Here is a 23,107-nt window from a genome sequence, read left to right as displayed (position 1 = left end):
TCAGCTCTTGGGCTCTTCGCCGTCCGGCGGCTGAATGGATTTAAAAAGGTCATCCGCTAAACTCTTGCCAGCAGGCAGCTTGATCTCGCCAAACTGCTTCTCGTACTTGGCAATGTTCTCGCTCAAGGCGCGCTGCAATAGCTTGGCGCTCAAGGGCGACATGAGTACTCGCGATTTGATGATGATGTCCAGCTCGCCCGGCAATAGCCGGCCAAAGTCAAACACCATCTCCGCTGGCGAGTGCGCCACCCGCACCACATTGCTGTATAGCACTTCCGTGCCGGGCGGGATTACCAGCCGCGGCCGCTGGCCAGGGGCGGGTTGCCCCGCCCCTGCCTGGCTCTTGGGATTAGTAGGCTCAGCCATGGCGCGCCTAGAACGGGATCTCTTCCTCGCTGCCGCCCATCATGCCGTCCGGCTCGCTGGGCAGGCCGCCGTATTCTCCGCCGCCCATGTCGCCGCCCCCGCCACCACCGCCGCCGCGGCCGCCCAGAAACACGACCCGTTCCGCCGTCACCTCATACGAGGCGGCCGGCGTGCCGTCCTGGCGCGTCCACACCCGCGGCCCGCCGCTGGCTTTGTCGGGCGTCATGCGCCCTTCGATCATCACCTGGCTGCCGGTCTTGAGGTACTGGTTGCAGATCTCAGCCTGACGTCCCCACGCCGAGATGCGGAACCACACGGTTTCCTTGATCTTCTCACCGTTCGAGCCAGTGTATTGGCGGTTGCTGGCCACATTGAAGTTGGTGACCGCCTGGCCGCCGGGGGTATAGCGCATTTCAGGGTCACGCCCCAAATTGCCTACGATTGTGATCTTGTGATAAGACATGTTTCCTCCAGAAAGTAGGTACCAAAAACAAGCGTAGTCAGTTAACTAAAACAGTCTGTGTATATTCAGTTTAGATAAGTTTTGGGGGCTCCTTTTCGAATGAGCGGCTGTGTAAGTTTTCCGGGCTGCTTGCCCGGCGCTGGTCAAAATTCGCTCACCGACCTTGAAAATTATAGACCAAATGTGCGATAGAAGTCAACCGCTAGCGGTCCACCTGCCACAATCTGAGGCTCGAAAAGCTCACCGAGACGTCTCTCTCGGTTGAAGTGTGCACATACACACCCACCGCACCGCGGAACAAAAGCGAATCAGTGACGCTGAACAGATACATATCATTGACAAAAAAGTGCATCTGGCCGCCCCCTGCCCAAACTCCTAAACGGCTGGTGCCCGGCGCGATTGAGGGAATCGCGCGGCTGCTCACCCAGCCCACCTGGCGGCTCAGGCTGCCATTGTGAAAACGGTCCACTTTGGCGCGCCCATCGCACGAGAGCGCAAAACGGAAGTGATCGCCATCCAGCGCCCGCACTAGCAGACCGTACTCATCATCGCCGCTGCAGAAATTGGTAGTCGCGGTGATCTCAGCGTAAAAATCGCCCACCACGGGGCCATTGCGCGTGCTGAATAAATAGCTGCGCGTGGCATTCAGCACCAGGTTCAGCCGCCCATTGCTTACCTGGGCGCTGCCGTCCGCGCTCGTACTGGTCGGCCAGAACACCGCATCGCTGAAGTCATCTTCCAGCAGCAGCTCGCCAATCCCCGGGCGCATGTCCGCCGTCGGGCTCACCACTGGCGTCGGGAAGGGCGACGCGGTCGGCGTCGGCGGGAACCATACCGGCGTCTCCGTGGGCTCAGCCGTAGGCTCCAGCATTACTTCGGGCTCGGGCTCCATCGCCACGGGCACAATGCACCCGCCCAGTAAGAGCGCCGCCAACAGCAGCGTCATAACCGTATTACGCAACATCACGAGCGCAATTATAGCCAGTGCTAAGCGAGTAGAATCTGAGACCTATGCGCATTCTTGTACGCTCCAAGATCCACAACGCCACCGTCACCGAGGCCAATCTGGCCTATATCGGCAGCATCACCATTGATGAAGAGCTGGTGGAACGCGCCGGCTTGTGGCCCGGCGAAAAAGTACTTGTGGTCAGCAACACCACCGGCGAGCGTCTCGAAACCTACGTCATCGTCGGCCCGCGCGGCAGCGGCACCATCACCATGAACGGCGCCGCCGCTCATCTCATCAAAACCGGCGAGCAGGTCATCATCATGGCCTTTGAGATCAGCGCCGAACCGGTGGAAACTACCTTCATCCTGGTTGACGAGAACAATAAGTTCGTCCGCTATCTCTAAGCGCGGAGCGGCTTTTCACCGCGTAGGCGGTGGCCTTCTCTTAACAAGCCCTCTAGTTCATCCCAGTTTGTGCTTTCGTCAAAGATACGCACCGATCCAGCCGCTCTTGCCCTGATACGGCGGCACAAAGTATCGCTTCTCATCCGCCGCTACCAACACATCCCGCTCCGCAGCTTCGGCCATGATCCATACCGCCGTCCTCCCCTCGCCATGATGCGTTTCGGGCGAAGCAAACATAGCGAACATCTTGCCGTTGATACGAAAGGTGGGTTCGCCCCACGCTTCCACTTCCACAGTATCTGCTAGCCCGCCGCACAACGTGCGCAGCCGCGCCAGCTGGTTGCGCGAATCTTTTGTTTGCTTCTTGGCGGGGTGCGCCATCACGCCTGGTAACGCTGACGGATGTTGGGGACCAGATAGTCTTCAAAACAGCGCTGCAGGCCATATTCCGCCGTCCAGCCCCAGTCCGCCCGCGCCACGCTATCATCGATTCCCATCGGCCAGCTGTCCACGATCCCCTGCCGCTTCGCATCCGGCGCAAAACTGATCTGCGCCTCAGGGAACGCCGCCAGCACCTGTTGGCGAAAATCCTCAGCAGACAAACTGAAGCTATTCACGTTGTAGGCGGTGCGGCTCAACGCAGCCCGCGGCGCGGCCGCCAGCGTCTGCAGCGCCTTGACCCCATCCGGCATCGCCATGAACGCTATCGTGGTGTCCGGGCGCACAAAGCACGCGTACGGCTTGCCCTGCGCCGCCGCATGCAACATCTCCGGGCCATAGTCGCTGGTGCCGCCCGTCGGCAGCGTGAACGCGCTGATCAGGCCCGGAAAGCGCAGCGCCCGAAAGTCCACATATGCCGCCGGTGCCTCGCCCAGTTGCTTGTAGCGGCGCGAATAGTACGCACCCAGCAGTTCCACCGCCAGCTTGTTGGCCCCATACACCGTATCCGGGTGCAGCCATTCATCTTCCTTCACGCTTGGGTGCGCCGCCTTGGTTTCCAGATCCGGCATACCATAGATCGCCTTGGAGCTGGGGAAAATGAACTTGACGGCTTCCCCCCGCGCCGCAGACTGAGCCGCCGCCAGCTCTAAAAGCAAAACGCTGGCATCCACGTTTACCTCGTGGGCCAGCGCCGGTGAATGCTCCGCTCGGGTCGAGAGCAAAGCCGCCAGGTGATAGATAGTGTCGAAAGTGTATTCAGTCCCCAGGCGCTCGATCAGCGCTTTGTCGGTGATGCTGCCGGTAATGTGGGTGGTATGTCCGGCCAGTTCTTCCGGCATCGCCGCCAGGTCCAGGGTCACGATCTGCGCACCGCCAGCCGCCAGCTCACGCACCAAGGCTTGGCCAATTTCGCCAGCCGCACCAGTAATAAGGACAACTTGTTTGGTCATAGGGTTCTTGGGGGCTGAGCAGCAGACGCTACTCAATCCACATTATAAAACAATGCCTCGTGCTGTTGAAATTCAGCCCACCTTTCAACCAGTGCGGCGGCTACTAGCTCAGATCCAGCCTTTGTGGTCTTGATTTTCACTTGACGCAGAACGCCTGTTCATGTTATTCTGGCATAGCACAAATGACCTATTATCAAGGCGTGGTGCAGGAGCAGGCATATGATGATGGCTAAAAGACGCAAGGGTTTGAGCGAACGCCACAAGAAGATCCTGGATTTGCTTGAGCGTTATCAGGAGGAGAACGGCTACCCGCCTTCCATCCGTGAGATCGGCAAACAAACCGGCATCTCTTCCACTTCAGTGGTCAACTACTACCTCAACCAGCTGGAAGAGGAGGGCTACATCGAGCGCGACCGCAAGATTTCCCGCGGCGTGCGCCTCGTCAAGGGTGTTACCGCCGCCGCCAACGCTGTCCGCGAGGCCATCGAGGATCTCATCAAGGTGCCCGTGGTCGGCCGTATCGTCGCCGGCGCCCCCATGCCTGTGCCCGGGTCCGACTTTGCCTACTATGACCAGGACAGCGGCGTCGAGATCGCCCGCAGCCTGCTCGCCCCCGGCGACAAAGAAGAAGACCTCTTCGCCCTCGAAGTCCAGGGTGACTCCATGGTAGACGCCATGGTCAATGATGGCGACATCGTCGTCATGAAAAAGGCCCAGGACGCCCGCAACGGTGAAATGGTCGCCGTCTGGCTCACGGACCGTGACGAGACCACCCTCAAGTACTTCTACAAAGAGAACGGCGGCATCCGCCTGCAGCCCGCCAACCCCACCATGCAGCCCATCTTTGTAGATAACCCCCGCGCCGTCCAGGTGCAAGGCAAGGTCGTCATGGTTATCCGCCAAATGGGTGCTCCCAACTAGTGCCCGCTCCGCTTCACAAAGACTACAAAGACCCGCTCATGTGTGAGCGGGTCTTTTATTTTGAAATCAAGGGCCTTGATGAGAATCACCAAAGCGGTCCCCCCGCAGAAGGTGATTCTCATAATTTAACTGGGCTTCCGTTACGCTTAGAATATGGCCCATGTCAACGCCCAGCTACGAGCGCATCTTCGTCACCTTGCTGCGAGAGATCGCCACAGAGCAAGGCTACACCCTCACCAGCTTCTCGCAGGATTGGATTTTGCGTTTCGAAAAGGCCGGGCAGGTGCGCCACACCTTTGGCTTCAACTTTGAGCTCAACTCGGCCACGGCGCACATGCTGGCTGGCGACAAGGCCGCCGTTGCCGCTTTGCTCCATCACCAACACATCCCCCACATTGAGCATCGCTTCTTCCTCAACCCAAGCCGCGCCGCCTACATCCCAGAGGGCGGCCACTGGCCCGCCATCCTGGCTTATGCCCAGCAGCACGATTACAACATCGTTGCCAAACCCAACGAAGGCACCGGCGGCCTCGGGGTCACCCGTATCAAGAACCAGGCCCAGCTTGAAAAAGCTGTGCTCAGCATCTTCCAAAAAGGGCAGTCACTCAGCCTCTCGCCCTACTACCAAATCCAAAACGAGCATCGCCTCATCATGCTCGACGGTGAATGCCAGCTGGCCTACGCCAAACAGCGACCGCAGGTCAGCGGCGATGGCGCCGCCAGCCTGCGCGCCCTGGTCGAGCGCCAGCTGCTGGCCGGCGCCATCACCCAGGCACAGGCCGTCGAAGCGCTGGAGCAGCACCAGGCCCAGCTGGAGCAGGTGCTGCCGGCCGGCGAGTCGCTCACCATCGGCTGGAAGCACAACCTCGGCGCCGGTTCCACGCCGCAGGCCCTCAGCGCCGGCCCACTGCTGGAGCAGCTCCAGGCCCTCGCCCTCGCTGCCCAGCAGGCTATCAACATCCGCTTCGCCTCCATCGACATCGTTGAGGTTGACGGCGTTCTACGCGTGCTCGAGGTCAACTCCGGCATCATGATGGAGCATTTCGCCCGCCACCAGCCGCAGAACCGTGCCACCGCCAAGGCCATCTACGCTCGCGCCTTGGAAAAGATGTTCGCCTCGCGCTGATAAAATCCTTGCGTGCCGCCGCGCGTTGCCATTCCCCGCTCCAAGCGCATATTTGACCTGCTTCTGACCCTGCTGGCGCTGCCCCTGCTGCTGCCACTGGTTCTGCTCATTGGCCTGCTGGTGCGCATCTTTCTGGGCCGGCCCGTCCTGTTCCGCCAGCCGCGCCCGGGCATCGGCGGCCTGCCTTTTATGCTCTACAAATTTCGCACCATGCGAGATGCCGCCGGGCCTGACGGTCAGCCCCTGCCGGATGCGCAGCGCCTGACCGGCTTCGGGCGCCTGCTGCGCGCCAGCAGCCTCGACGAGCTGCCCGAACTCTGGAACGTGCTGCGCGGCGAAATGAGCCTGGTCGGCCCGCGCCCTCTGCTCATGCGCTATTTGGACCGATACACACCGCTGCAGTTCCGCCGCCATCTCACCCTGCCCGGTATGACCGGCTGGGCCCAGATCAACGGCCGCAACAATGTTTCGTGGGAGGACAAGTTCGCTCTGGATGTTTGGTACGTTGACAACTGGTCGCTGTGGCTAGACATCAAGATCCTGCTGCTAACCCCGCTCAAGGTACTACGCCGCGAGGGCATCAACCAGCCGGGCAACGCCACCGCCTTGGAGTTTATGGGCAGCCGCCCAGCCGCACCGGACGAAAAAGGCCGCCCGTTATAATGCGCGCCATGCACACGGATGCCGCTCTGTACAAGCAGCTGGCCACCATTCGCCAGTTTGAAGAAACCGTGCTCGACGCTTTCCCCAAGGGAGCTTTCTACGGCACCACCCACACCTACATCGGGCAGGAGGCCAACGCGGCTGGTGTGCTGGCCCATCTTAATGATGGCGACATCGTGTTCAGCAACCACCGCTGCCATGGCCATTTCCTCGCCTATGGCGGCGATGCTCGCGCCCTCTTCGCCGAGCTGATGGGCAAGGCCACTGGCGTTTGCGGCGGCATTGGCGGCTCACAGCACCTGCACTGGAAGAGCTTCTATTCCAATGGCGTGCTCGGCAGCACCGCCCCCATCGCGGTAGGCGCTGCCCTTGCTGAAAAACGCAAGGGCAGCCAGGCCGTGACCGTGCTCTTTCTCGGTGATGGCGCCATGGGCGAAGGGGTTGTCTACGAGAGTCTCAATATCGCTTCGCTCTGGGCCGCGCCGATCCTTTTCGTCGTCGAGAACAATCACATCGCCCAGACCACGCCCACGGAGCTTGCCATGGCGGGCAGCCTCGCTGGCCGCTTTACTGCTTTCAATATCCCCGCGGTAGAGCTCGACAGCAGCGATGTACGCGAGATCAATACCGCAGCCAAGCAAGAATTTGCCCAGCTGCGCGCCGCACCCGGCCCACGCACCCTCATCCTGCACACGGCCCGCTTCGGCCCGCACTCCAAGGGCGACGATACGCGTGACCCCGCATTCATCGAGCAGCTGCGCGCGATTCGGGACCCGCTCGCCATCCACGGCGCCCGTCTGCAAGCCGCCGAACGCGCCACCATCGACGCCGAAGTAAATTCGGCCATCGCCGCCGCCTACACTAAGGCCGCAGCCGACCCCTTACCATGACCAGCGTACTCGAATCCCTCAACCGCGGCCTACATGCCGCCTTCGCCGACGAGCGCGTCTATCTGATTGGCGAAGATCTGCTAGACCCATATGGCGGCGCTTTCAAAGTCAGCCGCGGCCTCTCCAGCCAATACCCTGACCGCGTCTGGACCAGCCCCGTATCCGAGGCCGCCATCGCCGGCGTGGGCGCCGGCATGGCTCTGCGCGGCCTGCGCCCCGTGGTGGAGCTCATGTTCGGCGATTTCAGCACCCTGATAGCCGACCAGCTCATCAACAGCATCACCAAATTTCCCGCCATGTTCAATGGCGCCGCCAACGTGCCCGTCGTCATCCGCACGCCCATGGGCGGGCGGCGCGGCTACGGCCCCACCCACAGCCAAACGCTGGAGAAGCTCTACCTGGGGGTGCCCGGTCTGCGCGTCCTGGCGCCCAATACCCTCAGCGAGCCTGGCGAATTGCTGCGCCGCGCCATCCTGGAACAGAACGTTCCCGTGCTCTTTATCGAGAATAAGGTGTTGTACCCAAAGCAAATTTTGGACTCCGCCGCGCTCGCTGATTTTGAGATCCAGGTCAGCCCGGGCGAATTCGCCCCCACGCACACCTTGCGCCTCAAGGGCGCACCCGCCCCCCGGCTCACCCTCACCGCCTACGGCTACATGGCCGATCTCGCTCGCGAGGCCCTGACCCAGCTTGCCTTCCAGCACGAGCTTTTTTGCGAGCTGGTAGTACCCACCCAGCTCGCTCCATTGCCCGCTGCCGGCACCCTGGAGCCTGCGCTGCAGGACTCCCTGCAACGCAGTGGCCGCTTGCTCACCGTCGAAGAAGGCACATACTCCCTCGGCTGGGGCGCCGAGCAACTGGCACGCGCCGCTCAACAATTAGGCGGTCGCTTACAAGCGGCCCGTCGCGTGGCGGCCGCAGAGGCACCGATACCTGCCGCCCGCAACCTGGAAGATGCCGCCTTGCCCTCTGTCGAGGACATCGTCTCCGCCGCGCGGGAAATGGTATAAAGCCTTGATGTCTGAAGCCGCCAAGACTGTTCACGTTCCACTGATCAACCCCAACGAAACTGAGGCCCGTCTGGTTGGCCTTCCTATCTCCAACGGCGCCAGGGTCGCCAAGGGCGATACGCTGGCCACTTTGGAAACCACCAAATCCACCTTTGAGCTCCTCGCAGATACGGATGGCTTTGTTGCCGGGCTGCAAGCCAAACAAGGCGACATGCTGCCCGCTGGCCAGGTCTTGCTGTATCTTGCGCCCAGTAAAGACTGGCAAGCGCCCAAAACCAAGTCAGAAACACAGTCTGGCGTACCGGATGGGCTGCGCATCACTCAGCCTGCTCTCCAATTGGCCCACAAACGCGGCATTGAGCTCTCCACCCTGCCCATTGGCCCCATAATCACCGAGGACTACATCGCCAAACTCGCCTCCCAAACTGGGCAAGCTGCGTTCGCCATTCCTGACTCGGCAAAGCTGCCTAATTCCGTCATCGTCTACGGGGGCGGCGGCCACGGGAAAGCCGTGATCGACCTGCTGCGCGCCGCTGGCGGATACACGCTGGCCGGCGTCATAGACGACAGCCGCCAACCGGGTGACCCCGTATTAGATAGCACCGTCATCGGCGGCGAAGCGGCGCTGGCCGCCTTGCACGCCGCCGGCTGCACGCGTGCGCTCAACGCCGTGGGCGGCATCGGCGCCATGAGCACCCGCATCGCCGTATTTGATCGCTTGGGGGCCGCCGGCTTTGAGTTGCCCACATTGGTGCACCCCAGCGCAGTGATCGAGCCCAGCGCCCAGCTCGGCCCAGGCGTGCAGGTTTTCCCGCATGCCTATGTTGGCTCAGACGCGCGAGTTGGCAAAGGCGTCATCGTCAACACCGGCGTCATCGTCTCGCATGACTGTGTGCTGGAAGAGTACGCCAACCTGGCCCCCGGCAGCATCCTGGCCGGCAGCGTACAGGTGGGCCGCGGTACGCTGATCGGCATGGGGGTCACCATCAATCTAAATGTGCACATCGGCAACCTGGCTCGTATTGGCAACGGCGCCACGGTCAAAGACAGCGTGCCAGACAATGGCGTCGTCCGCGCCGGTGCGGTCTGGCCCAGCTAAGGACCGCCACTCACTTTCTCTAGTCAACGATTTTCTGTTACATTTCGCCCATGGCACCCGCCAAACGCCGCCCCAAGGGTACGCACAGCCGCGCGTTTGGCTCCTCCAGCCGAGAGAACCACGATGCCAGTGGCTTCTATAACAGCTCCCTGTACGCCAAGCTCCCCACTGAAACCAACACTCCTTACGCTCAAACCGAACTGCCAGCTGAGACGCTTAACCGCATCTTCGGCCACAGCAGCGAAGACATGCACGAGCTGCCAGACAACAGTGTCCATCTCATGGTCACTTCTCCGCCTTACAACGCCGGCAAAGAGTACGACAAAGATCTGGATCTAGAGCAATACCTGGGTATGCTTCGCCGTGTATGGGCTGAGACATTGCGCGTGCTGGTGCCTGGCGGCCGCGCCTGCATCAACGTGGCCAACCTGGGCCGCAAGCCTTACATCCCCCTGCACGCTTTCATCATCAACGACATGCTAGCCCTGGGCTACCTGATGCGCGGCGAAATCATTTGGGATAAGGCCAGCTCCGCCGGCGGTTCGACTGCGTGGGGCTCCTGGCGCAGCGCCAGCAACCCCACCTTGCGAGACGTGCATGAATACATCCTCGTATTCAGTAAAGATCGCTTCGGCCGCCCGGCGCCTACGGACGCTAAACGTTTCACCAGCGAGAGAGATGATTTCCTACAAAACACCAAAAGCGTATGGAGCTTCCCCACCGTATCCGCCAAAAAGATCGGTCATCCCGCGCCCTTTCCCGAAGAGTTGCCCCGCCGCCTGATCGAACTTTACACCTTTCCGGGCGAGGTGGTCCTGGACCCCTTCATGGGTAGCGGCACCACCGCCATCGCCGCCTTCAAGGCCGGCCGCAGCTACGTTGGCTACGAGATGGATAAGAAGTACATCAAGCTGGCCGAAACAAGAATTACTCGGGGGAAAGATGCGACCAGCAACCCCTGAGAAGTTCTACGATCCCCTTTACATCAAGCAACTCTTCAATGAGATGTCGGCCACGTATGGAGTGGTCAATCTAGTTTCATCCTTTGGCTTTGCCTGGCTATGGCGCAGGCAGTGTGTGCGCTTGGCAGCACTGAAGCCTGCAGCCCGCGTAGGCGACTTCATGTCCGGCCAGGGCGAAGCATGGCCGCAAGTGCTGGCTGCCATCGGGTCTGGCGGCCAGGTCTTTGCATTTGATATCTCCAGCCGCATGGTGGAGCTGTCGCTCCTAACGAAAGCCTATACTCGCTATGGCAATGTGCACCCTTCAAATCAAAATGCCCTGGTCTCTTCGCTGGCAGCCAGCAGCCTGGATACGGTCATTTCCACCTTTGGCCTCAAGACATTTTCCGAAGCGCAACTACATACCCTTGCCGCCGAAATAGCCCGCGTGCTCAGGCCGGGTGGCACCTTTGCCCTAGTAGAGATCTCTGTTCCCGCCTCGCTCCTCTTGCAATTGCCCTACATGTTCTATCTAGAGCATTGCATCCCGTTGATTGGGCGCCTTATGCTTGGCAATCCTGAAAACTACCGCATGCTTGCCCAATACACGCGCTTGTTCAAGAATACGCGGCGCGCCCAGGCCATCTTTCGTCTTGCGGGTCTTGAGACATCCTACTCAGAGTTCTTCTTCGGATGTGCCAGCGCCATCTATGGCACCAAAGGCCTGAGACTATGACAGCATGCATATGCTCCACTATCTTGGTAGACCAAGACGCAGTACACTTTATTCATGGAACCTTGGCAAGCCGTAGACAAATTCCTTGAAGGGCTACTCGCCCCAGAAGACCACATCCTCGCCGCCGCCCTACGCACCGCTGAGCAGGCTGGCATGCCCAGCATCCAGGTGTCTGCTATGCAAGGGCAGTTCCTCTATATTCTGGCCCGCGCCATTGGTGCCAGGCGTATCCTGGAGATCGGCACTCTGGCTGGCTACAGCGGTATCTGGCTGGCCCGCGCCCTGCCTGCCGATGGCCTGCTGGTCACACTGGAGGCTGAGCCCAAGCATGCCGAAGTGGCCCGTGCCAACTTTGCCACCGCAGGCCTGGCCGAGCGCATCGAGCTGCGCGTTGGCCCGGCGCTGGAAACCCTGCCCAGTTTGCTGCCAGAGTTCGCCTCCGGGTTCGACCTGTGCTTCCTCGATGCCGACAAGCCCAATCTGCCAAACTATTTCAAATGGGCGCAGCAGCTCACCCGCAAGGGCGGCCTCATCATCAGCGACAATGTCGTGCGCAATGGCCAGGTCGTCGAAGGGCAGGATGCCAATAGCGCCGGAGCGCGTGCGCTATTGCAGACACTGGGCCGCTCCACAAACAACACTGTCATCCAAACCGTGGGCAGCAAAGGCTATGATGGCTTTGCGCTGACAATTGTTGAATAAGCCTGGTTCAGTAAAATACTGGCCATGAACATCACCATTTTCGGCTCCGCTTCACCCCAGCCCGGTCAGCCCGCCTATGAAGAAGCTCGCCGCCTTGGCCAGCTTCTGGCGGGCGCCGGCCACACGGTGCTCACCGGTGGCTACATGGGCACCATGGAAGCCGCCTCGCGCGGCGCGGCCGAGGCTGGCGGCCATGTGGTCGGGGTCACCTGCCAGCAGATCGAAGATTGGCGCGCCGCCAGACACAACCCCTGGGTGCTCGAGGAGCGCAAGTTCCCTACCCTGCGCGAGCGGCTATATTGCCTGATCGATTCGTGTGATGCCGCCCTGGCGCTGCCCGGCGGCATCGGCACCCTGGACGAGATCGTCACCATGTGGAGCCAGATGCAAACCAGCGCCATGCCCACTCGCCCGTTGATCCTGATCGGGGATGGCTGGCGCCGCACCATGCTGGCCCTCATCGAAGCACAGGACGAGCACATTCGCCCTGCTCATCGCGAGCTGCTCAGTTACGCCGAGGACATAGATCATGCCGTCAGTTTGCTGGCCGAGGCCCTGGCTGCCTGATGCCCAGCGTACAGCTTGGGCAGCTACAGCAGGAAGCTGCTCAACTTTCAGATCACTTCACCGACCCGCAGGCTTATCTCAAACAGCTTGAGCGACTGCTGCAAAGTTATTCCACACCTGTCCATCGCCACGGACGCATAAAGGGCCTGCGTCCTGTCATCTTCAGTTTCGAGGTGCCGCCGCCGGTCCTCAAACGGCTGGAATTGGAAATGGGGCTGCAAGCCGGCCAGCAGCCAGCTGCCGCTCTGTCAGTTGCAGACGCCCTGTGGGAGCGCCGCAGTTTCGAGACCCGCCAGCTCGCAATCCGCATGCTGGGCGCAACGCCCGCGCCGGTGGCCGAGATCACCACCCGCCTTGAAGCCTGGGCCGCTGAAAATCAGGAAGAGCTGCTGGTCGCTGAACTGTACCAGCGCGGCCCACGCACCATCGCACAAAACGACCCCGCAGGCTTACTCAACTTCGCTCAGCAGCTGCTGAGCAGCAACGAAAGCCGCAAGCAGATCCTTAGCCTCGGTAGCCTGCAGACCCTGCTTACGATGGGCGAGTTTGCTAATCTGCCGTCTCTATTTGCCCTCCTCAGGCCCATCAGCCAGGACCCGCCGCGCAAACTGCAGCCCTTCCTGGCCGATCTGCTCAACACGCTGGCGGACCGCAGCCCAAAAGAGACTGCCTATTTTCTTGGCCAGCTCCTCGCCGCCCAGCCCACCGAAGGCGCCCGCTGGGTAGCACGCCAGGTCATCCGGCAACTGCCCGCCGACATGCAAGCCAGCCTGCGGGAATTGGCCAAATAATTGCTCCCGTTGAGCAGTGGCCAATCTCCATTTCGCTAGCTAGCTGGTATAATCCTGCCTTGACTCGACCAGTAGGCGGCAAACCCATTCGGGCCACCTGCCTGCTCGGAGACCTGCTAATACAAAGGAGATGCAGACGTCATGCCGTTAACCAAAGACACCAAGAACCAGATCATTGGCGACTACCGCCGCGCAGAGGGTGATACCGGCTCTACCGAGGTACAGATTGCCCTGCTGACCAATCGCATTCAACAGCTCACTGCCCATGGGCAAACCCACAAGAAAGATGTGGCTTCCCGCCGCGGTCTGGTAAAGCTGGTGGGCCAACGCCGTCGCCTGCTGCATTACTTGCGCAACAGGGACTACGATGCCTACGTTGCGCTAGCGGATCGGCTCAATATCCGCCGCAAAACCAAGTAGCAAAACACAAATAGTGGATATGCTGAGCATATCCACTATTTTGTTAGCCCGCCCTCAACGGGGCATGCGGGCGCATTTGCGGATACACTAAGCCCCTACAAACTAGTTACCCGCTCGTTAGGGGCATTGGCACTTGCTGATAATTTGCTCGCAGATTGTCTGCAGTTACCAGTTCCTCAACAGGCGGGCCAGGTGCATTTTCACCCTGCGCGTGCAGCCCTGTAGGTGAAATGCGCCTATAGGAGAGATATGAAACCAGAAGTACACAGTTACACCGCCACTGTTGGCAATCAAAGCATCACCCTGGAAACCGGCAAGCTGGCCCGCTTGGCTGGCGGCGCCGTCACGGCCCGCATCGGCGAATCGCTCATCTTGGCCACCGCCACTATGAGCGCCAACCCGCGCATGGGCATTGACTTCTTCCCGCTCAGCGTGGACTTTGAAGAGCGCATGTACGCCGGCGGCCGGATCCCCGGCTCCTTCTTCCGCCGTGAGGGCCGCCCCACTGAAGTAGCCATCCTCACCTCGCGCTTAACTGACCGTCCGCTGCGCCCGCTGTTCCCCAAAGACCTGCGCAATGACGTTCAGGTCATCATGACCGCATTGTCCGCCGACACTGAGAACGTGCTTGACGTCATCGCCGTCAACGCCGCCTCGGCCGCCATCATGATCTCAGACATCCCGTGGAACGGGCCGGTCGGCGCGGTGCGCGTGGGCCGCATCAATGGCGAGTTCGTGGTCAACCCCACCTACAGCCAGCTCCCCGAATCCGATCTTGACCTGCGCATCGCCGGCACACGTGAAGCCATCCTGATGGTGGAATGCGGTGCCAACGAGGTGGACGAAGACGCCATGGCTGCCGCTCTCGTTCTCGGCCACCAGGCCCTGCAGCCCCTGATCGATATCCAGCTGGAGTTGGCCGCCGCGGTGGGCAAGCCCAAGCGCGACTATCCCAAGTTCAGCATTGACGAAGAGCTAAAGAAGAAAGTGCTGGCCCGCGCCGAGAGCGAACTCGAGAACATTCTCGAGAACACCAAGGGCAAAGCGGCTCAGTATGAGGCTATCGACCTGCTGCGCGACACGATTGTCGAAGAGTTGGGCGGCGACGACGCCGTGCTGGCCGGCCAGGTGAAGGAAGCCTACACCTCGGCCGAGAAAGCCGTAGTGCGCCGCCGCATCATCAACGACGGCAAGCGCCCCGACGGCCGCAAGCCCACCGAGATCCGCCCCATTTGGTGCGAGGTTGACCTCAGCCCGCGTGCCCACGGCTCCGGCCTGTTCACCCGCGGCGAGACCCAGGTGCTTACCCTGACCACCTTGGGCACGCCCAAGGAAGCGCAGGAGCTGGACAACCTCACTCCTATCAACACCAAGCGCTATATGCACCATTACAACTTCCCGCCGTACTCCACCGGTGAAGCCCGCCCGCTGCGCGGCTCCTCCCGCCGCGAGATCGGCCATGGCGCTCTCGCTGAGCGCGCCTTGGTAGCCGTGCTCCCGACAGAGAAAGAGTTCCCCTACACACTGCGCCTGGTCTCCGAGTGCCTGTCCTCCAACGGCAGCACCTCCATGGGCTCGGTATGCGGCAGCACCTTGGCGCTCATGGATGCTGGTGTGCCCATCAAGGCCCCCGTTTCCGGTATCGCCATGGGCCTCATCACCGATGGCAGCAAGTACCAGATCCTGAGCGACATCCAGGGCATCGAAGACCATCTGGGCGATATGGATTTCAAGGTCGCCGGCACTGATAAGGGCATCACCGCCCTGCAGATGGACATCAAGATCTCCGGCTTGACTCCGGCCATGATGGCCGAAGCACTGACCCAGGCCAAGGAAGGCCGAAAGCACATCCTCGACAAGATGCTTGAAGTGCTGGCTGCACCACGTGCAGACCTGAAGGACCATGCCCCGCGCATCACCACCGTCATGGTGCCCATCGAGAAGATCGGCGCGGTCATTGGCCCAGGCGGCAAGACCATCCGCGCCATTCAGGAAGAGAGTGGCGCTAAGATCGATATCGCCGATGACGGCACGGTCTTCATCGCCTCAGACAGCGGCGAGAAGGCCCGCATCGCCCGCGAGCGCATCGAGGCCCTCACCGAGACCGCCGAGATCGGCAAGGTCTACACCGGCAAGGTCGTACGCACCACTGACTTTGGCGCCTTTGTCGAGATCCTCCCCAACATTGACGGCATGGTGCACATCTCCCAGCTCGACAGCAACCACGTCGAGAGCGTGGAGAGCGTGGCCCAGGTTGGCGACGAACTCACCGTCATGGTCACCGATGTTGACCCCAGCGGCAAGATCCGCCTCAGCCGCCAGGCCGTTCTCGAAGGCTGGACCGCTGAAGAAGCCCGCGAGAAGGACAAGGGCGGCGCTAGCCGCCCGCGTGGCAACGGCGGCGGTGACCGCGGCGGTCGGGGTGGCCGCGATGGCGGCCGCGGCCGAGACGGTGGTCGTGACCGCGGTGGTTTCCGCGGCGGTCGCCGCTAACCCGTCCCCCGTCAGACTGCAAAACACAAACAGCCCCGCCAAATGGCGGGGCTGTTTTTCATCTATTCCACATGAAAGCCTTGCATTCCTTGCACCCTATCTCCGATTGCTCCACGCAGCAGTCACCTTACGAAGTTGATTTCCACCACCTTCGTAGGTTGTTCTTACCACACACTCATTACTACTCGCATCGCATCAAATATTCACGATACTCATCACCCAACACACATTCGCGCCAGCCGCCGAATTTATTCTTGATACCCAAATGGGCATGCTTGGGTGCTATCATTTTAACTTCACAAATCTAAAACTAGGGAGATGATATGAAGACACCCCGAAGTTTCAGACTTCTTTTCTTCGTGTTCCTGTTCTTGGCCGCCTGTTCCCAAGCCACACTCGTTGAATCTCCTCTCGAAACCAAACAACAAGCTACTCTAACCCCAAGGGCCGCCCTGGACGTGCAGCGCATTGAAATCCGTGTAGTGGAAGGTGTGGGTGAATTTTATAAATCGTCCACAGGCGAACGCTTTGTGCCGCGCGGCGTAAACTACGTCGATTTCTATCTTGCCGAGCATGGCAACTACGAAGACCGCGTCATGGCTACCAATGTCTACAACCCGCAGCGGGTGCGAACCGCCTTCCAGAACCTGGCCCGCTATGGCTACAACACCGTACGAATTTTCTTCGATACCTGCGGCGGCGGGCCTTACTGCATCGGCAACCCCTCCGGGATAGGCTTGAATCCAGCCTATCTCGACAATATGGTGGATCTGATGCACGTCGCCGGCGAAGAAGGTATTTACATCATATTTACTGCAAATTCGGTACCGGAGAATGGCGGCTACTGGCCTTACTTCGACCAGCAGATCAACATCAGCGACCAGCGCTTCGGCTTCGCGGATTACCGCAACGCCGACTGGCTGCACCCTGCCGGGGTTGAGATCAAGCGCCGCTTCTGGCATGACCTGATGGCCGGCCTGACGGAGCGCTCCGCACCTTTCGAAGTCGTGCTGGGCTGGCAGCTCACCAATGAGCTCTGGCTGTGGAAGGAGGCGCCGCCTCTCTCGCTGTCTGAGGGCCTGGTCACCATCTCCAATGAGCAAACCTATGACATGAGCAACGCCGATGAAAAGCGGCAGATGGTGGTGGATGGAGTGCTCTTTTACGTTGATGAGATAGCCGCGATTGTCAAAAGCTACGACCCGCAGGGCCTGGTCACGGTTGGCTTCTTTGCGCCGCAGTTTCCCAACTCCACGGGTATCGGCGGCGACTGGTATGTAGATACCGCGCCGCTGATCGAAGCAGATGCAGTTGATTTCTGGGATTTCCACGCCTATTACGACACAGACCTCAGCGTTCAGCAACAGGCTGAAAACTTCGGCATGCTAGGGTTTGAAGGCAAGCCGGTAATCATGGGCGAGACAGGCTCCGGCCATGCCATTTTTCCATCTGCCTTCACCGCGCTCAGCATCGGTTTGCTGTACATTGCCGATTCGTGCGCGGTAGGCTTTGATGGCTGGCTGAACTGGGGCTATTATCCCTGGCCCGAGGACCTTGACGGAAAGCCATGGACCCTGCTTGAAGAAGATGAGCTGCTACTCAAGGCTATGTCTCCACTGCATCAGCCAGACCCGTGTATTGTTCCGCCTCAACCACAAACCAACGTAGCCCTCGGCCGTGCGGTACAAGCATCCAGCCAGCTTGGCAGCAATCCAGCCGCTGCGGCCGTGGATGGCAGCAGCAACCCATGGAACGCCGGGAACTATCCGCCGCAGTGGATCGAGATCACGCTAGACGAGCCTACTACTGTTCAACAAGTAGGCATGAGCATTGAGCAATGGCCGCCGGGCAACACCCACCACCAAGTCTGGGCAAAGTTGGAGAACCAGACCCAAGTGCTGGTGGCTGAATTCTATGGCTACACCAGCATCGATGGGCAGCTGGTGTACCGGTTGCCGATCGCACTAAATGGGGTCATTGCTGTCCGCATCCGCTCGCTGGAAAGCCCAGCCTGGGTTGCATGGCGAGAAGTAGAGGTGGTCTCGGCCCCAGAACCCAGTGGGGAGGCCTGTGTCGGTCAGGCGCTTGGAACCCTATCCATGCGCCGCTGGCCAGGGAGTGATGAGCCACAGGTTTCTCAATTGAACGCGGGGCAACTGATTTATCTTGACGGGCATTCTGTTACCTCAGATGGCACCCCATGGTTGCGTGTAGGTGCCGGTTTGTGGGTGACCTCACATGACATGGCGCTCTCCGGTGATTGTGAATCACCCCTGTTGAGTGGAGAGCCATTGCCACGAATGGCCGCCGTGACTTTCAAGGTACAGGCGCCAGAGGGTTCCGGCCCGGAGGTCTTTATGGGAGGCAGCTTCCAGCACCCAGGCATCCCGACCTGGGTTCCCTGGAGCATTCTGCTGCTGCCCAGGGCTGGCTTTTATGAGGCAACTGTAGAGATGCCGGTTGGCCAGCAGATTGAGTACGTCTACAACCTTGGCGGCTGGGAGCGCAGCGAGCGCGGTGCAGGCTGTGCACAGCTACCCGAACGCACCTTGCTGATAGAAGACACCCCTATGCTTGTTGAAGATATCATCTCCAATTGGCACGGGTCAGATTGTTAGTTATCCCTGCTCAGGTGTGAAATGCCGCCCCCAAGAAAAACAGCCCCGTCAATTGTGGCGGGTCTGTTTTTTTTTACCTTAGCCACATGAAACCGTGAACCCATGCACTATCATCTTCCCTGCAGTGCTTGCGTCCATCCTTCGCTATATGCAAGCGCACATTCTGGTATGTTTATACGCGCGATACTGATAGCCTAAGCCCTCGTCAACCCCGAGTTTATTCCTAATAGGTGAGCACGCCACTCGTCTGTCCAGCCACTTGATTTCTGCGTCACTTACCAGCAAAACAGCGCCATCCTGTGGCAGAATGCCGCCCACAAACGCAGGCAGCCGCCTGCGCAGCCAGTACAGCCAGTTACCTGCAGCGTGCCGGCTGCTGAGCACATAAGGAGGACTATCAGAAATGGCTAAAGGGCAGTTGAGCGCTCAACTGCCTAACGCCAAGGTTAAACAGCGACAACAGCGACAACAGCGACAAGTGTGACACAACCGACCTAAGCGACACAAACTACAACAGGTGGAGCTCACCAGCAGCTTGCACGCAGGTCGGCGCTACCCGCTCGTCGGCAGCCTACCTGCTCGTCGGCAGCCTACCTGCTCGTCGGCAGGCGCGGCATCTCCGGCCCGGGTACACCCAGCAGCTCCGCCAGCGCCGCTCGCGTCGCCACCCGGTCGTCCCACGGGTACTCGGTCTCGCCGAAGCACATCGACTGCTCGTGCCCCTTGCCCAGCACGATCACCACATCGCCAGGCTTGGCCTGCAGGACGGCGAACGAGATCGCCGCCCCGCGGTCTGGCACGCGGAAGAAGCTCTTGCCCTCCACGCCGCCACGGCTTTCCGCCGCCCGCGCCATCTCAGCCAGTATCTCGTCCAGGCTCTCGGTGCGCGGGTCCTCTGCCGTCAGCACGCTGATGTCGGCCAGCTCGGCCGCGTGTTCCGGCATCATCCGTCGCTTGGCCTTGTCGCGCAGCCCGGCCGAGCCGAACACGGTGATCACGCTGCCTTTGGTGAACTGCCGCGCTGACTCCAAAGCCACTTTGAGCGCATTCGGCGTATGGGCAAAGTCCACGATCGCCGTAAAGTCCTGCCCCATTTCGATCCGCTCCATGCGCCCGGGCACGCCTTCCAGGGCAGCGATACCGGCTTGCGCCGCTTCCACCGGCACGCCCAAGCCCACCACGCTGGCGCCAATGGCCGCCAGCGAGTTGGATACGTTATATGCGCCGAACATGCGTGTCTCCACCGGGAAGCTAAAGCCCGGCCCATGCGCCACAAAGCTCAACCGTCCGGGCTCATTGCGAATATCCGTGGCGCGCAGGTCTGCCTCGGCGTGCAGCCCGTATGACAGCTGCCTGGCCTTCGTGCGCTTGGCCAGCCCCTCATACGACTTGTCGTCGCGGTTCAGCACCGCCAGCCGCTCCACTGGCCGGCTCTTCTCAAAGGGCTGATCCAGACCTTCAAACAGCAGCGCCTTGGCGTCAAAGTAAGCCTCATAGGTGCCATGGTCGTTCAAGTGCTCGTGGGTGATGTTGGTGACAATCGCAATGTCAAACTCGCGTGGGCGCGCCCCGCGCTGCTGCACCAAGCCGATCGAGGTCATTTCCAAAATGGCATGCGTGAGCCCTCGGTCCACCATCTGGCGCAAATAGCGCTGCGTGTCAAAGGCTTCGGGCGTTGTTACATGAAAGCCGGTGTCCAGCACTTCTTCGCCGATCTGGGCATTGACCGTGCTCACCATGCCGGTCTGCAACCCCGCCGCACGCAGGATCTGATACATGAAATTAGACGTAGTGGTCTTGCCGTCCGTGCCTGTGATGCCCAGCAGGGTCAGGTCACGCGCCGGGTAGCCGTAGAACGCCGCGGCCGCCTCGGCCAGCGCGAAGCGCGCATCCGGCACAGTCACGTGCGGCAGCGCAGATTGCACATCCTTACGCTCGCCCACCACGGCCACTGCGCCGCGGGCTGCCACTTGCTCCAAGTATTGGTAGCGGTCTACGCCGCGCACGATCGCAAAGAACAGGTCGCCTGGCTGCACCAAACGCGAGTCCAGTGCAATGCCGGTCACATCCACATCCGGCACCTGTCCATCCAGGTCAATTGTGCGCAGCAGTTGCTTCAATTTCATGGCGGCTCATTGTATAGCAAAAGAGACGCCCGTTGCCGAGCGTCTCTCTGTATCGCAAAATGCTGCGTAGTCTAACGAATGCTCTGGCGCAGGGCGCCCAACTGGCCGGAAACCGAACCGTCCAGCACTTTGTCGCCCACACGCACCACCAAGCCGCCCAGGATGTTCGGGTCTACCTTGAAGGTGACCACACCCTTGCCGCCCAGCGTCTTGAGCACCTGCTCCTGCACCGAGGACTGTTCCGTCGCGCTCAACGGCAGCGCGCTGGTCACCACGGCAGAGCTGCCAGCTGCGTCCGCGCCTTCCAGCACGGTCACCTTGCCAGCCTTCACGCCGGAGAAGAACTCGTCGATCAGGGCCTGCTGCTTCTTGGCGTCCAACGCCTCGCCGATCAGTTTCTGCGCCGCGGCAACTGCCAGCGCGCCTACCTGGCCGCGTACCTCGCCCAGCACACGCACGCGCTCCTGGTCTACCTCGGCCAGGGCCGCTTCGCGAGCCTTGCCAGCCTTGGCCTCAGCGTCCTTGATGATTTCCTTGGCCTGCGCCTCAGCACGTGCAGTCACTTCGCGCGCCTCGCCAGCCGCCTTTGTGCGGGCTTCGCTCAACAGTCTTTCAGCTTCCTTCTCGGCGTTCTCGCGCGCTTCAGCAGCGATGCGAGCGTCTTCAAGGCCCTTGTTAATCTTTTCGCGGCGGGCTTCAAGCATCTTGGCGATGGGAGCGAACACCATCTTGCGAAGCACAACGAAAAGAATCAGGAAGTTGAAGATCTGGACGAGCAGAAAACCCAGATTAATACCTAAAGCTTCCAATGTAGTTGCTCCTTTCTATCGCGGCTCTCTGTTCTTAGAAAACGAACAGAATGAGCATGGCTACCACCAGACAATAAATGGCGATAGCTTCAGTGAACACGATACCCAGGATCATGTTGGTCTGGATGGCGCCTGCCGCGTCCGGATTGCGCGCAATGCCTTGCACGCCGCCAAACGCAGCCATACCCACACCCAAACCGGCACCCATGGCGCCGATCATGGCGATACCAGCACCAATCAGTTTTGCAGCAGCAGCTTCCATTCCTCTATTCCTCCATCAACAAATGAGTCAGATTTTTTAGTGGTGTTCTTCGTCGCCGTGATGCGACTGGGTTGCCTGGGCCATGAAGATCATGGTGAGCATGCCGAACACCAGGGCCTGGATAAGGCCCACGGCAAACTCCAGCATCAACACGCCGGTCTGCGCTGCAACCGGAATGAGCGTACCGATAACGAACAGCAAAACCATACCTGCAAAGATATTGCCGAACAAACGGAAGGAGAACGAAATGATTTTGGAGAATTCCGAGACAATTTCGAAAATACCAACCACAAAATCAATGATGCCCATGCCCGGCTTGGCAAACAGCGCCCTGAAATTGAGGAACTTCTCAAAATACCCCAACCCCTGCGCTCGCACACCAATGATCTGGATGGCCATAAAAGCAATAATGGCAAGGGCGATCGTAAAGTTCAAATCCGTTGCGGCCGCGCGCACAAAGGGCACAACCATGGCAGCGCAGGCAGTATCCCCGCCCACAGCTACCACCGGGGTGCTGCCAATGTGAAACAGCGTATCCTCAGTACATACCGCGTCGTGATCCAGATGGTGGGCGTGTTCCACGCTGTGGTGCGTAATAATGCCAATGCTGTCCACACCCGGGATAAGCTCCATCCAGTTGGCCACCAGGACCAGAAAGGTGATGGCGCCAAAGATGGGGAAGATGGCCTTGGTCCACTTGCCAGCTGTGCTCTCGGTCAGGTTGTGAAGCATCTCGACCAGCGCTTCGATCACGCCAGTGATGCCTTTAAACACTTGCTTGCCGGAACGCAGCGCCGGGCCAACTACAAAAAAGGCCAGCACCAGCAGCACAATGTCTGCCAAAATGGTGGCCAGCATGGTATTAGTGAGATAAAAATCTTCACCAGTACCCGGGAAGGTAAACAGGGTTTCGGTCAGGGCTTCCGCAGGGAGCTGGATGTACGGGCGCACCGGCGGGATCTGCCCAGCCGCAATGACGCTCACGACAATAATCGCCAGAATAATCCAGCGATTGACTCCATACTTCCATTTGCCGGTAGCTTGTTCAGTGTTAGCCACTAGCCGCGTCCTCCTCGTCTCTTGACAAGTCTGGCGGCTGGATGCGGGAGGTCACAAAGCGCACAACCCACAGCATAGCCACCAGAGTAAATGGCACACTTACACACAGCAAAGCAATGGTGTAAATATGGTTTTCATTTGAAAAGTAGTTGTCTAACCACAGCCCGGCGAACAGGGCCACCAGCAGGATAGCAACCGTTAGAAAGCCTGCCAACGAAGCCGCACCCACAAGGGTCATGTTCAGCGCATATCGCCCGGGGTCAGTTTTCTTCGGCTTGTTCAATTCGGCTCTTATTCGGGA

The 23,107-nt window shown here is 60.1% G+C and carries 25 protein-coding genes; 15 read left to right on the top strand and 10 right to left on the bottom strand.

Annotated features, from left to right (window positions below; translation table 11 throughout):
- The 3 genes from KIT08_07070 to KIT08_07060 form a co-directional block, all read right to left on the bottom strand.
- Positions 1-366: a DUF3467 domain-containing protein gene (locus tag KIT08_07070; protein ID UYN88860.1), complete on the bottom strand. Its 366-nt coding sequence runs from the start codon at positions 364-366 to the stop codon at positions 1-3.
- A 7-nt stretch (positions 367-373) separates the two neighbouring features.
- Positions 374-829, bottom strand: coding sequence for a single-stranded DNA-binding protein (locus tag KIT08_07065; GenBank protein ID UYN88859.1), 456 nt, complete (start codon positions 827-829; stop codon positions 374-376).
- 202 nt (positions 830-1,031) lie between these two features.
- Positions 1,032-1,793, bottom strand: coding sequence for a hypothetical protein (locus tag KIT08_07060; protein UYN88858.1), 762 nt, complete (start codon positions 1,791-1,793; stop codon positions 1,032-1,034).
- 47 nt (positions 1,794-1,840) lie between these two features.
- Between KIT08_07060 and KIT08_07055 the strand changes: the two genes are divergently transcribed.
- Entirely contained in the window at positions 1,841-2,182 is a 342-nt protein-coding gene (locus KIT08_07055) for an aspartate 1-decarboxylase (protein ID UYN88857.1), read from the top strand.
- A gap of 78 nt (positions 2,183-2,260) precedes the next feature.
- Here KIT08_07055 and KIT08_07050 read toward each other — a convergent pair whose 3' ends face one another.
- Together KIT08_07050 and KIT08_07045 are read right to left on the bottom strand one after the other, a co-directional pair.
- Positions 2,261-2,563: an MmcQ/YjbR family DNA-binding protein gene (locus KIT08_07050; protein UYN88856.1), complete on the bottom strand. Its 303-nt coding sequence runs from the start codon at positions 2,561-2,563 to the stop codon at positions 2,261-2,263.
- The gene (locus tag KIT08_07045) at positions 2,563-3,573 is read right to left on the bottom strand and encodes an NAD-dependent epimerase/dehydratase family protein (protein ID UYN88855.1); all 1,011 of its coding nucleotides are present in this window, start codon (positions 3,571-3,573) and stop codon (positions 2,563-2,565) included. Before KIT08_07045 ends, KIT08_07050 begins: the two co-directional genes overlap by 1 nt.
- Before the next feature lie 225 nt (positions 3,574-3,798).
- Between KIT08_07045 and lexA the strand changes: the two genes are divergently transcribed.
- From lexA to KIT08_06975, 14 genes are all read left to right on the top strand, one after another.
- Complete coding sequence (gene lexA, locus KIT08_07040; protein UYN88854.1) at positions 3,799-4,494, top strand: transcriptional repressor LexA; 696 nt, start codon at positions 3,799-3,801, stop codon at positions 4,492-4,494.
- A 160-nt stretch (positions 4,495-4,654) separates the two neighbouring features.
- The gene (locus KIT08_07035) at positions 4,655-5,620 is read left to right on the top strand and encodes a hypothetical protein (GenBank protein UYN88853.1); all 966 of its coding nucleotides are present in this window, start codon (positions 4,655-4,657) and stop codon (positions 5,618-5,620) included.
- A gap of 30 nt (positions 5,621-5,650) precedes the next feature.
- Positions 5,651-6,283, top strand: coding sequence for a sugar transferase (locus tag KIT08_07030; GenBank protein ID UYN90794.1), 633 nt, complete (start codon positions 5,651-5,653; stop codon positions 6,281-6,283).
- Between the two features lie 8 nt (positions 6,284-6,291).
- Positions 6,292-7,173, top strand: coding sequence for a thiamine pyrophosphate-dependent dehydrogenase E1 component subunit alpha (locus KIT08_07025; protein ID UYN88852.1), 882 nt, complete (start codon positions 6,292-6,294; stop codon positions 7,171-7,173).
- Entirely contained in the window at positions 7,170-8,183 is a 1,014-nt protein-coding gene (locus tag KIT08_07020; protein UYN88851.1) for a hypothetical protein, read from the top strand. The genes KIT08_07025 and KIT08_07020 overlap by 4 nt, the downstream gene beginning before the upstream one ends.
- Before the next feature lie 7 nt (positions 8,184-8,190).
- Positions 8,191-9,282: a NeuD/PglB/VioB family sugar acetyltransferase gene (locus tag KIT08_07015; GenBank protein ID UYN88850.1), complete on the top strand. Its 1,092-nt coding sequence runs from the start codon at positions 8,191-8,193 to the stop codon at positions 9,280-9,282.
- 50 nt (positions 9,283-9,332) lie between these two features.
- Positions 9,333-10,244, top strand: coding sequence for a site-specific DNA-methyltransferase (locus KIT08_07010; protein UYN88849.1), 912 nt, complete (start codon positions 9,333-9,335; stop codon positions 10,242-10,244).
- Positions 10,225-10,959: a class I SAM-dependent methyltransferase gene (locus tag KIT08_07005; GenBank protein ID UYN88848.1), complete on the top strand. Its 735-nt coding sequence runs from the start codon at positions 10,225-10,227 to the stop codon at positions 10,957-10,959. Before KIT08_07010 ends, KIT08_07005 begins: the two co-directional genes overlap by 20 nt.
- A gap of 54 nt (positions 10,960-11,013) precedes the next feature.
- Positions 11,014-11,661 (top strand): O-methyltransferase, encoded by a 648-nt coding sequence (locus KIT08_07000; GenBank protein UYN88847.1) that lies wholly within the window; start codon positions 11,014-11,016, stop codon positions 11,659-11,661.
- Positions 11,662-11,685: 24 nt separating this feature from the next.
- The gene (locus tag KIT08_06995; protein ID UYN88846.1) at positions 11,686-12,228 is read left to right on the top strand and encodes an LOG family protein; all 543 of its coding nucleotides are present in this window, start codon (positions 11,686-11,688) and stop codon (positions 12,226-12,228) included.
- Positions 12,228-13,019, top strand: a complete 792-nt coding sequence (locus tag KIT08_06990; protein UYN88845.1) for a hypothetical protein — start codon at positions 12,228-12,230, stop codon at positions 13,017-13,019. The genes KIT08_06995 and KIT08_06990 overlap by 1 nt, the downstream gene beginning before the upstream one ends.
- Before the next feature lie 141 nt (positions 13,020-13,160).
- Entirely contained in the window at positions 13,161-13,439 is a 279-nt protein-coding gene (gene rpsO / locus KIT08_06985; GenBank protein ID UYN88844.1) for a 30S ribosomal protein S15, read from the top strand.
- A gap of 249 nt (positions 13,440-13,688) precedes the next feature.
- Entirely contained in the window at positions 13,689-15,932 is a 2,244-nt protein-coding gene (locus tag KIT08_06980; GenBank protein ID UYN88843.1) for a polyribonucleotide nucleotidyltransferase, read from the top strand.
- 323 nt (positions 15,933-16,255) lie between these two features.
- Complete coding sequence (locus tag KIT08_06975; GenBank protein UYN88842.1) at positions 16,256-18,550, top strand: hypothetical protein; 2,295 nt, start codon at positions 16,256-16,258, stop codon at positions 18,548-18,550.
- Between the two features lie 590 nt (positions 18,551-19,140).
- On the opposite strand, the gene KIT08_06970 is transcribed toward KIT08_06975, so the two are convergent.
- From KIT08_06970 to KIT08_06950, 5 genes are all read right to left on the bottom strand, one after another.
- Positions 19,141-20,676 carry a UDP-N-acetylmuramoyl-L-alanyl-D-glutamate--2,6-diaminopimelate ligase gene (locus KIT08_06970; GenBank protein ID UYN88841.1) on the bottom strand — a complete coding sequence of 512 codons (1,536 nt, stop codon included), beginning with the start codon at positions 20,674-20,676 and terminating at the stop codon, positions 19,141-19,143.
- Between the two features lie 71 nt (positions 20,677-20,747).
- Positions 20,748-21,485 (bottom strand): F0F1 ATP synthase subunit B, encoded by a 738-nt coding sequence (gene atpF / locus KIT08_06965; GenBank protein ID UYN88840.1) that lies wholly within the window; start codon positions 21,483-21,485, stop codon positions 20,748-20,750.
- 34 nt (positions 21,486-21,519) lie between these two features.
- Positions 21,520-21,747 (bottom strand): ATP synthase F0 subunit C, encoded by a 228-nt coding sequence (gene atpE, locus KIT08_06960; GenBank protein UYN88839.1) that lies wholly within the window; start codon positions 21,745-21,747, stop codon positions 21,520-21,522.
- A 36-nt stretch (positions 21,748-21,783) separates the two neighbouring features.
- A complete protein-coding gene (gene atpB / locus KIT08_06955) occupies positions 21,784-22,806 on the bottom strand; it encodes a F0F1 ATP synthase subunit A (protein UYN88838.1) in 1,023 nt (340 codons plus the stop codon).
- Positions 22,799-23,089, bottom strand: coding sequence for an AtpZ/AtpI family protein (locus KIT08_06950; protein UYN88837.1), 291 nt, complete (start codon positions 23,087-23,089; stop codon positions 22,799-22,801). Before KIT08_06950 ends, atpB begins: the two co-directional genes overlap by 8 nt.
- Between the last annotated feature and the right edge of the window lie 18 nt (positions 23,090-23,107).

The organism is Anaerolineales bacterium (genome assembly GCA_025808555.1).
Taxonomy (GTDB): domain Bacteria; phylum Chloroflexota; class Anaerolineae; order Anaerolineales; family UBA11579; genus JAMCZK01.
Note: the sequence above shows the minus strand (reverse complement) of the source record. Positions and strands in the feature narration are given on the sequence as shown.

Bases quoted from the DNA above. Each gene is read 5' to 3' on its own strand.
- KIT08_07070 (UYN88860.1), bottom strand. From the start codon at position 366: ATGGCTGAGCCTACTAATCCCAAGAGCCAGGCAGGGGCGGGGCAACCC.
- KIT08_07065 (UYN88859.1), bottom strand. From the start codon at position 829: ATGTCTTATCACAAGATCACAATCGTAGGCAATTTGGGGCGTGACCCT.
- KIT08_07060 (UYN88858.1), bottom strand. From the start codon at position 1,793: ATGTTGCGTAATACGGTTATGACGCTGCTGTTGGCGGCGCTCTTACTG.
- KIT08_07055 (UYN88857.1), top strand. From the start codon at position 1,841: ATGCGCATTCTTGTACGCTCCAAGATCCACAACGCCACCGTCACCGAG.
- KIT08_07050 (UYN88856.1), bottom strand. From the start codon at position 2,563: ATGGCGCACCCCGCCAAGAAGCAAACAAAAGATTCGCGCAACCAGCTG.
- KIT08_07045 (UYN88855.1), bottom strand. From the start codon at position 3,573: ATGACCAAACAAGTTGTCCTTATTACTGGTGCGGCTGGCGAAATTGGC.
- lexA (UYN88854.1), top strand. From the start codon at position 3,799: ATGGCTAAAAGACGCAAGGGTTTGAGCGAACGCCACAAGAAGATCCTG.
- KIT08_07035 (UYN88853.1), top strand. From the start codon at position 4,655: ATGTCAACGCCCAGCTACGAGCGCATCTTCGTCACCTTGCTGCGAGAG.
- KIT08_07025 (UYN88852.1), top strand. From the start codon at position 6,292: ATGCACACGGATGCCGCTCTGTACAAGCAGCTGGCCACCATTCGCCAG.
- KIT08_07020 (UYN88851.1), top strand. From the start codon at position 7,170: ATGACCAGCGTACTCGAATCCCTCAACCGCGGCCTACATGCCGCCTTC.
- KIT08_07015 (UYN88850.1), top strand. From the start codon at position 8,191: ATGTCTGAAGCCGCCAAGACTGTTCACGTTCCACTGATCAACCCCAAC.
- KIT08_07010 (UYN88849.1), top strand. From the start codon at position 9,333: ATGGCACCCGCCAAACGCCGCCCCAAGGGTACGCACAGCCGCGCGTTT.
- KIT08_07005 (UYN88848.1), top strand. From the start codon at position 10,225: ATGCGACCAGCAACCCCTGAGAAGTTCTACGATCCCCTTTACATCAAG.
- KIT08_07000 (UYN88847.1), top strand. From the start codon at position 11,014: ATGGAACCTTGGCAAGCCGTAGACAAATTCCTTGAAGGGCTACTCGCC.
- KIT08_06995 (UYN88846.1), top strand. From the start codon at position 11,686: ATGAACATCACCATTTTCGGCTCCGCTTCACCCCAGCCCGGTCAGCCC.
- KIT08_06990 (UYN88845.1), top strand. From the start codon at position 12,228: ATGCCCAGCGTACAGCTTGGGCAGCTACAGCAGGAAGCTGCTCAACTT.
- rpsO (UYN88844.1), top strand. From the start codon at position 13,161: ATGCCGTTAACCAAAGACACCAAGAACCAGATCATTGGCGACTACCGC.
- KIT08_06980 (UYN88843.1), top strand. From the start codon at position 13,689: ATGAAACCAGAAGTACACAGTTACACCGCCACTGTTGGCAATCAAAGC.
- KIT08_06975 (UYN88842.1), top strand. From the start codon at position 16,256: ATGAAGACACCCCGAAGTTTCAGACTTCTTTTCTTCGTGTTCCTGTTC.
- KIT08_06970 (UYN88841.1), bottom strand. From the start codon at position 20,676: ATGAAATTGAAGCAACTGCTGCGCACAATTGACCTGGATGGACAGGTG.
- atpE (UYN88839.1), bottom strand. From the start codon at position 21,747: ATGGAAGCTGCTGCTGCAAAACTGATTGGTGCTGGTATCGCCATGATC.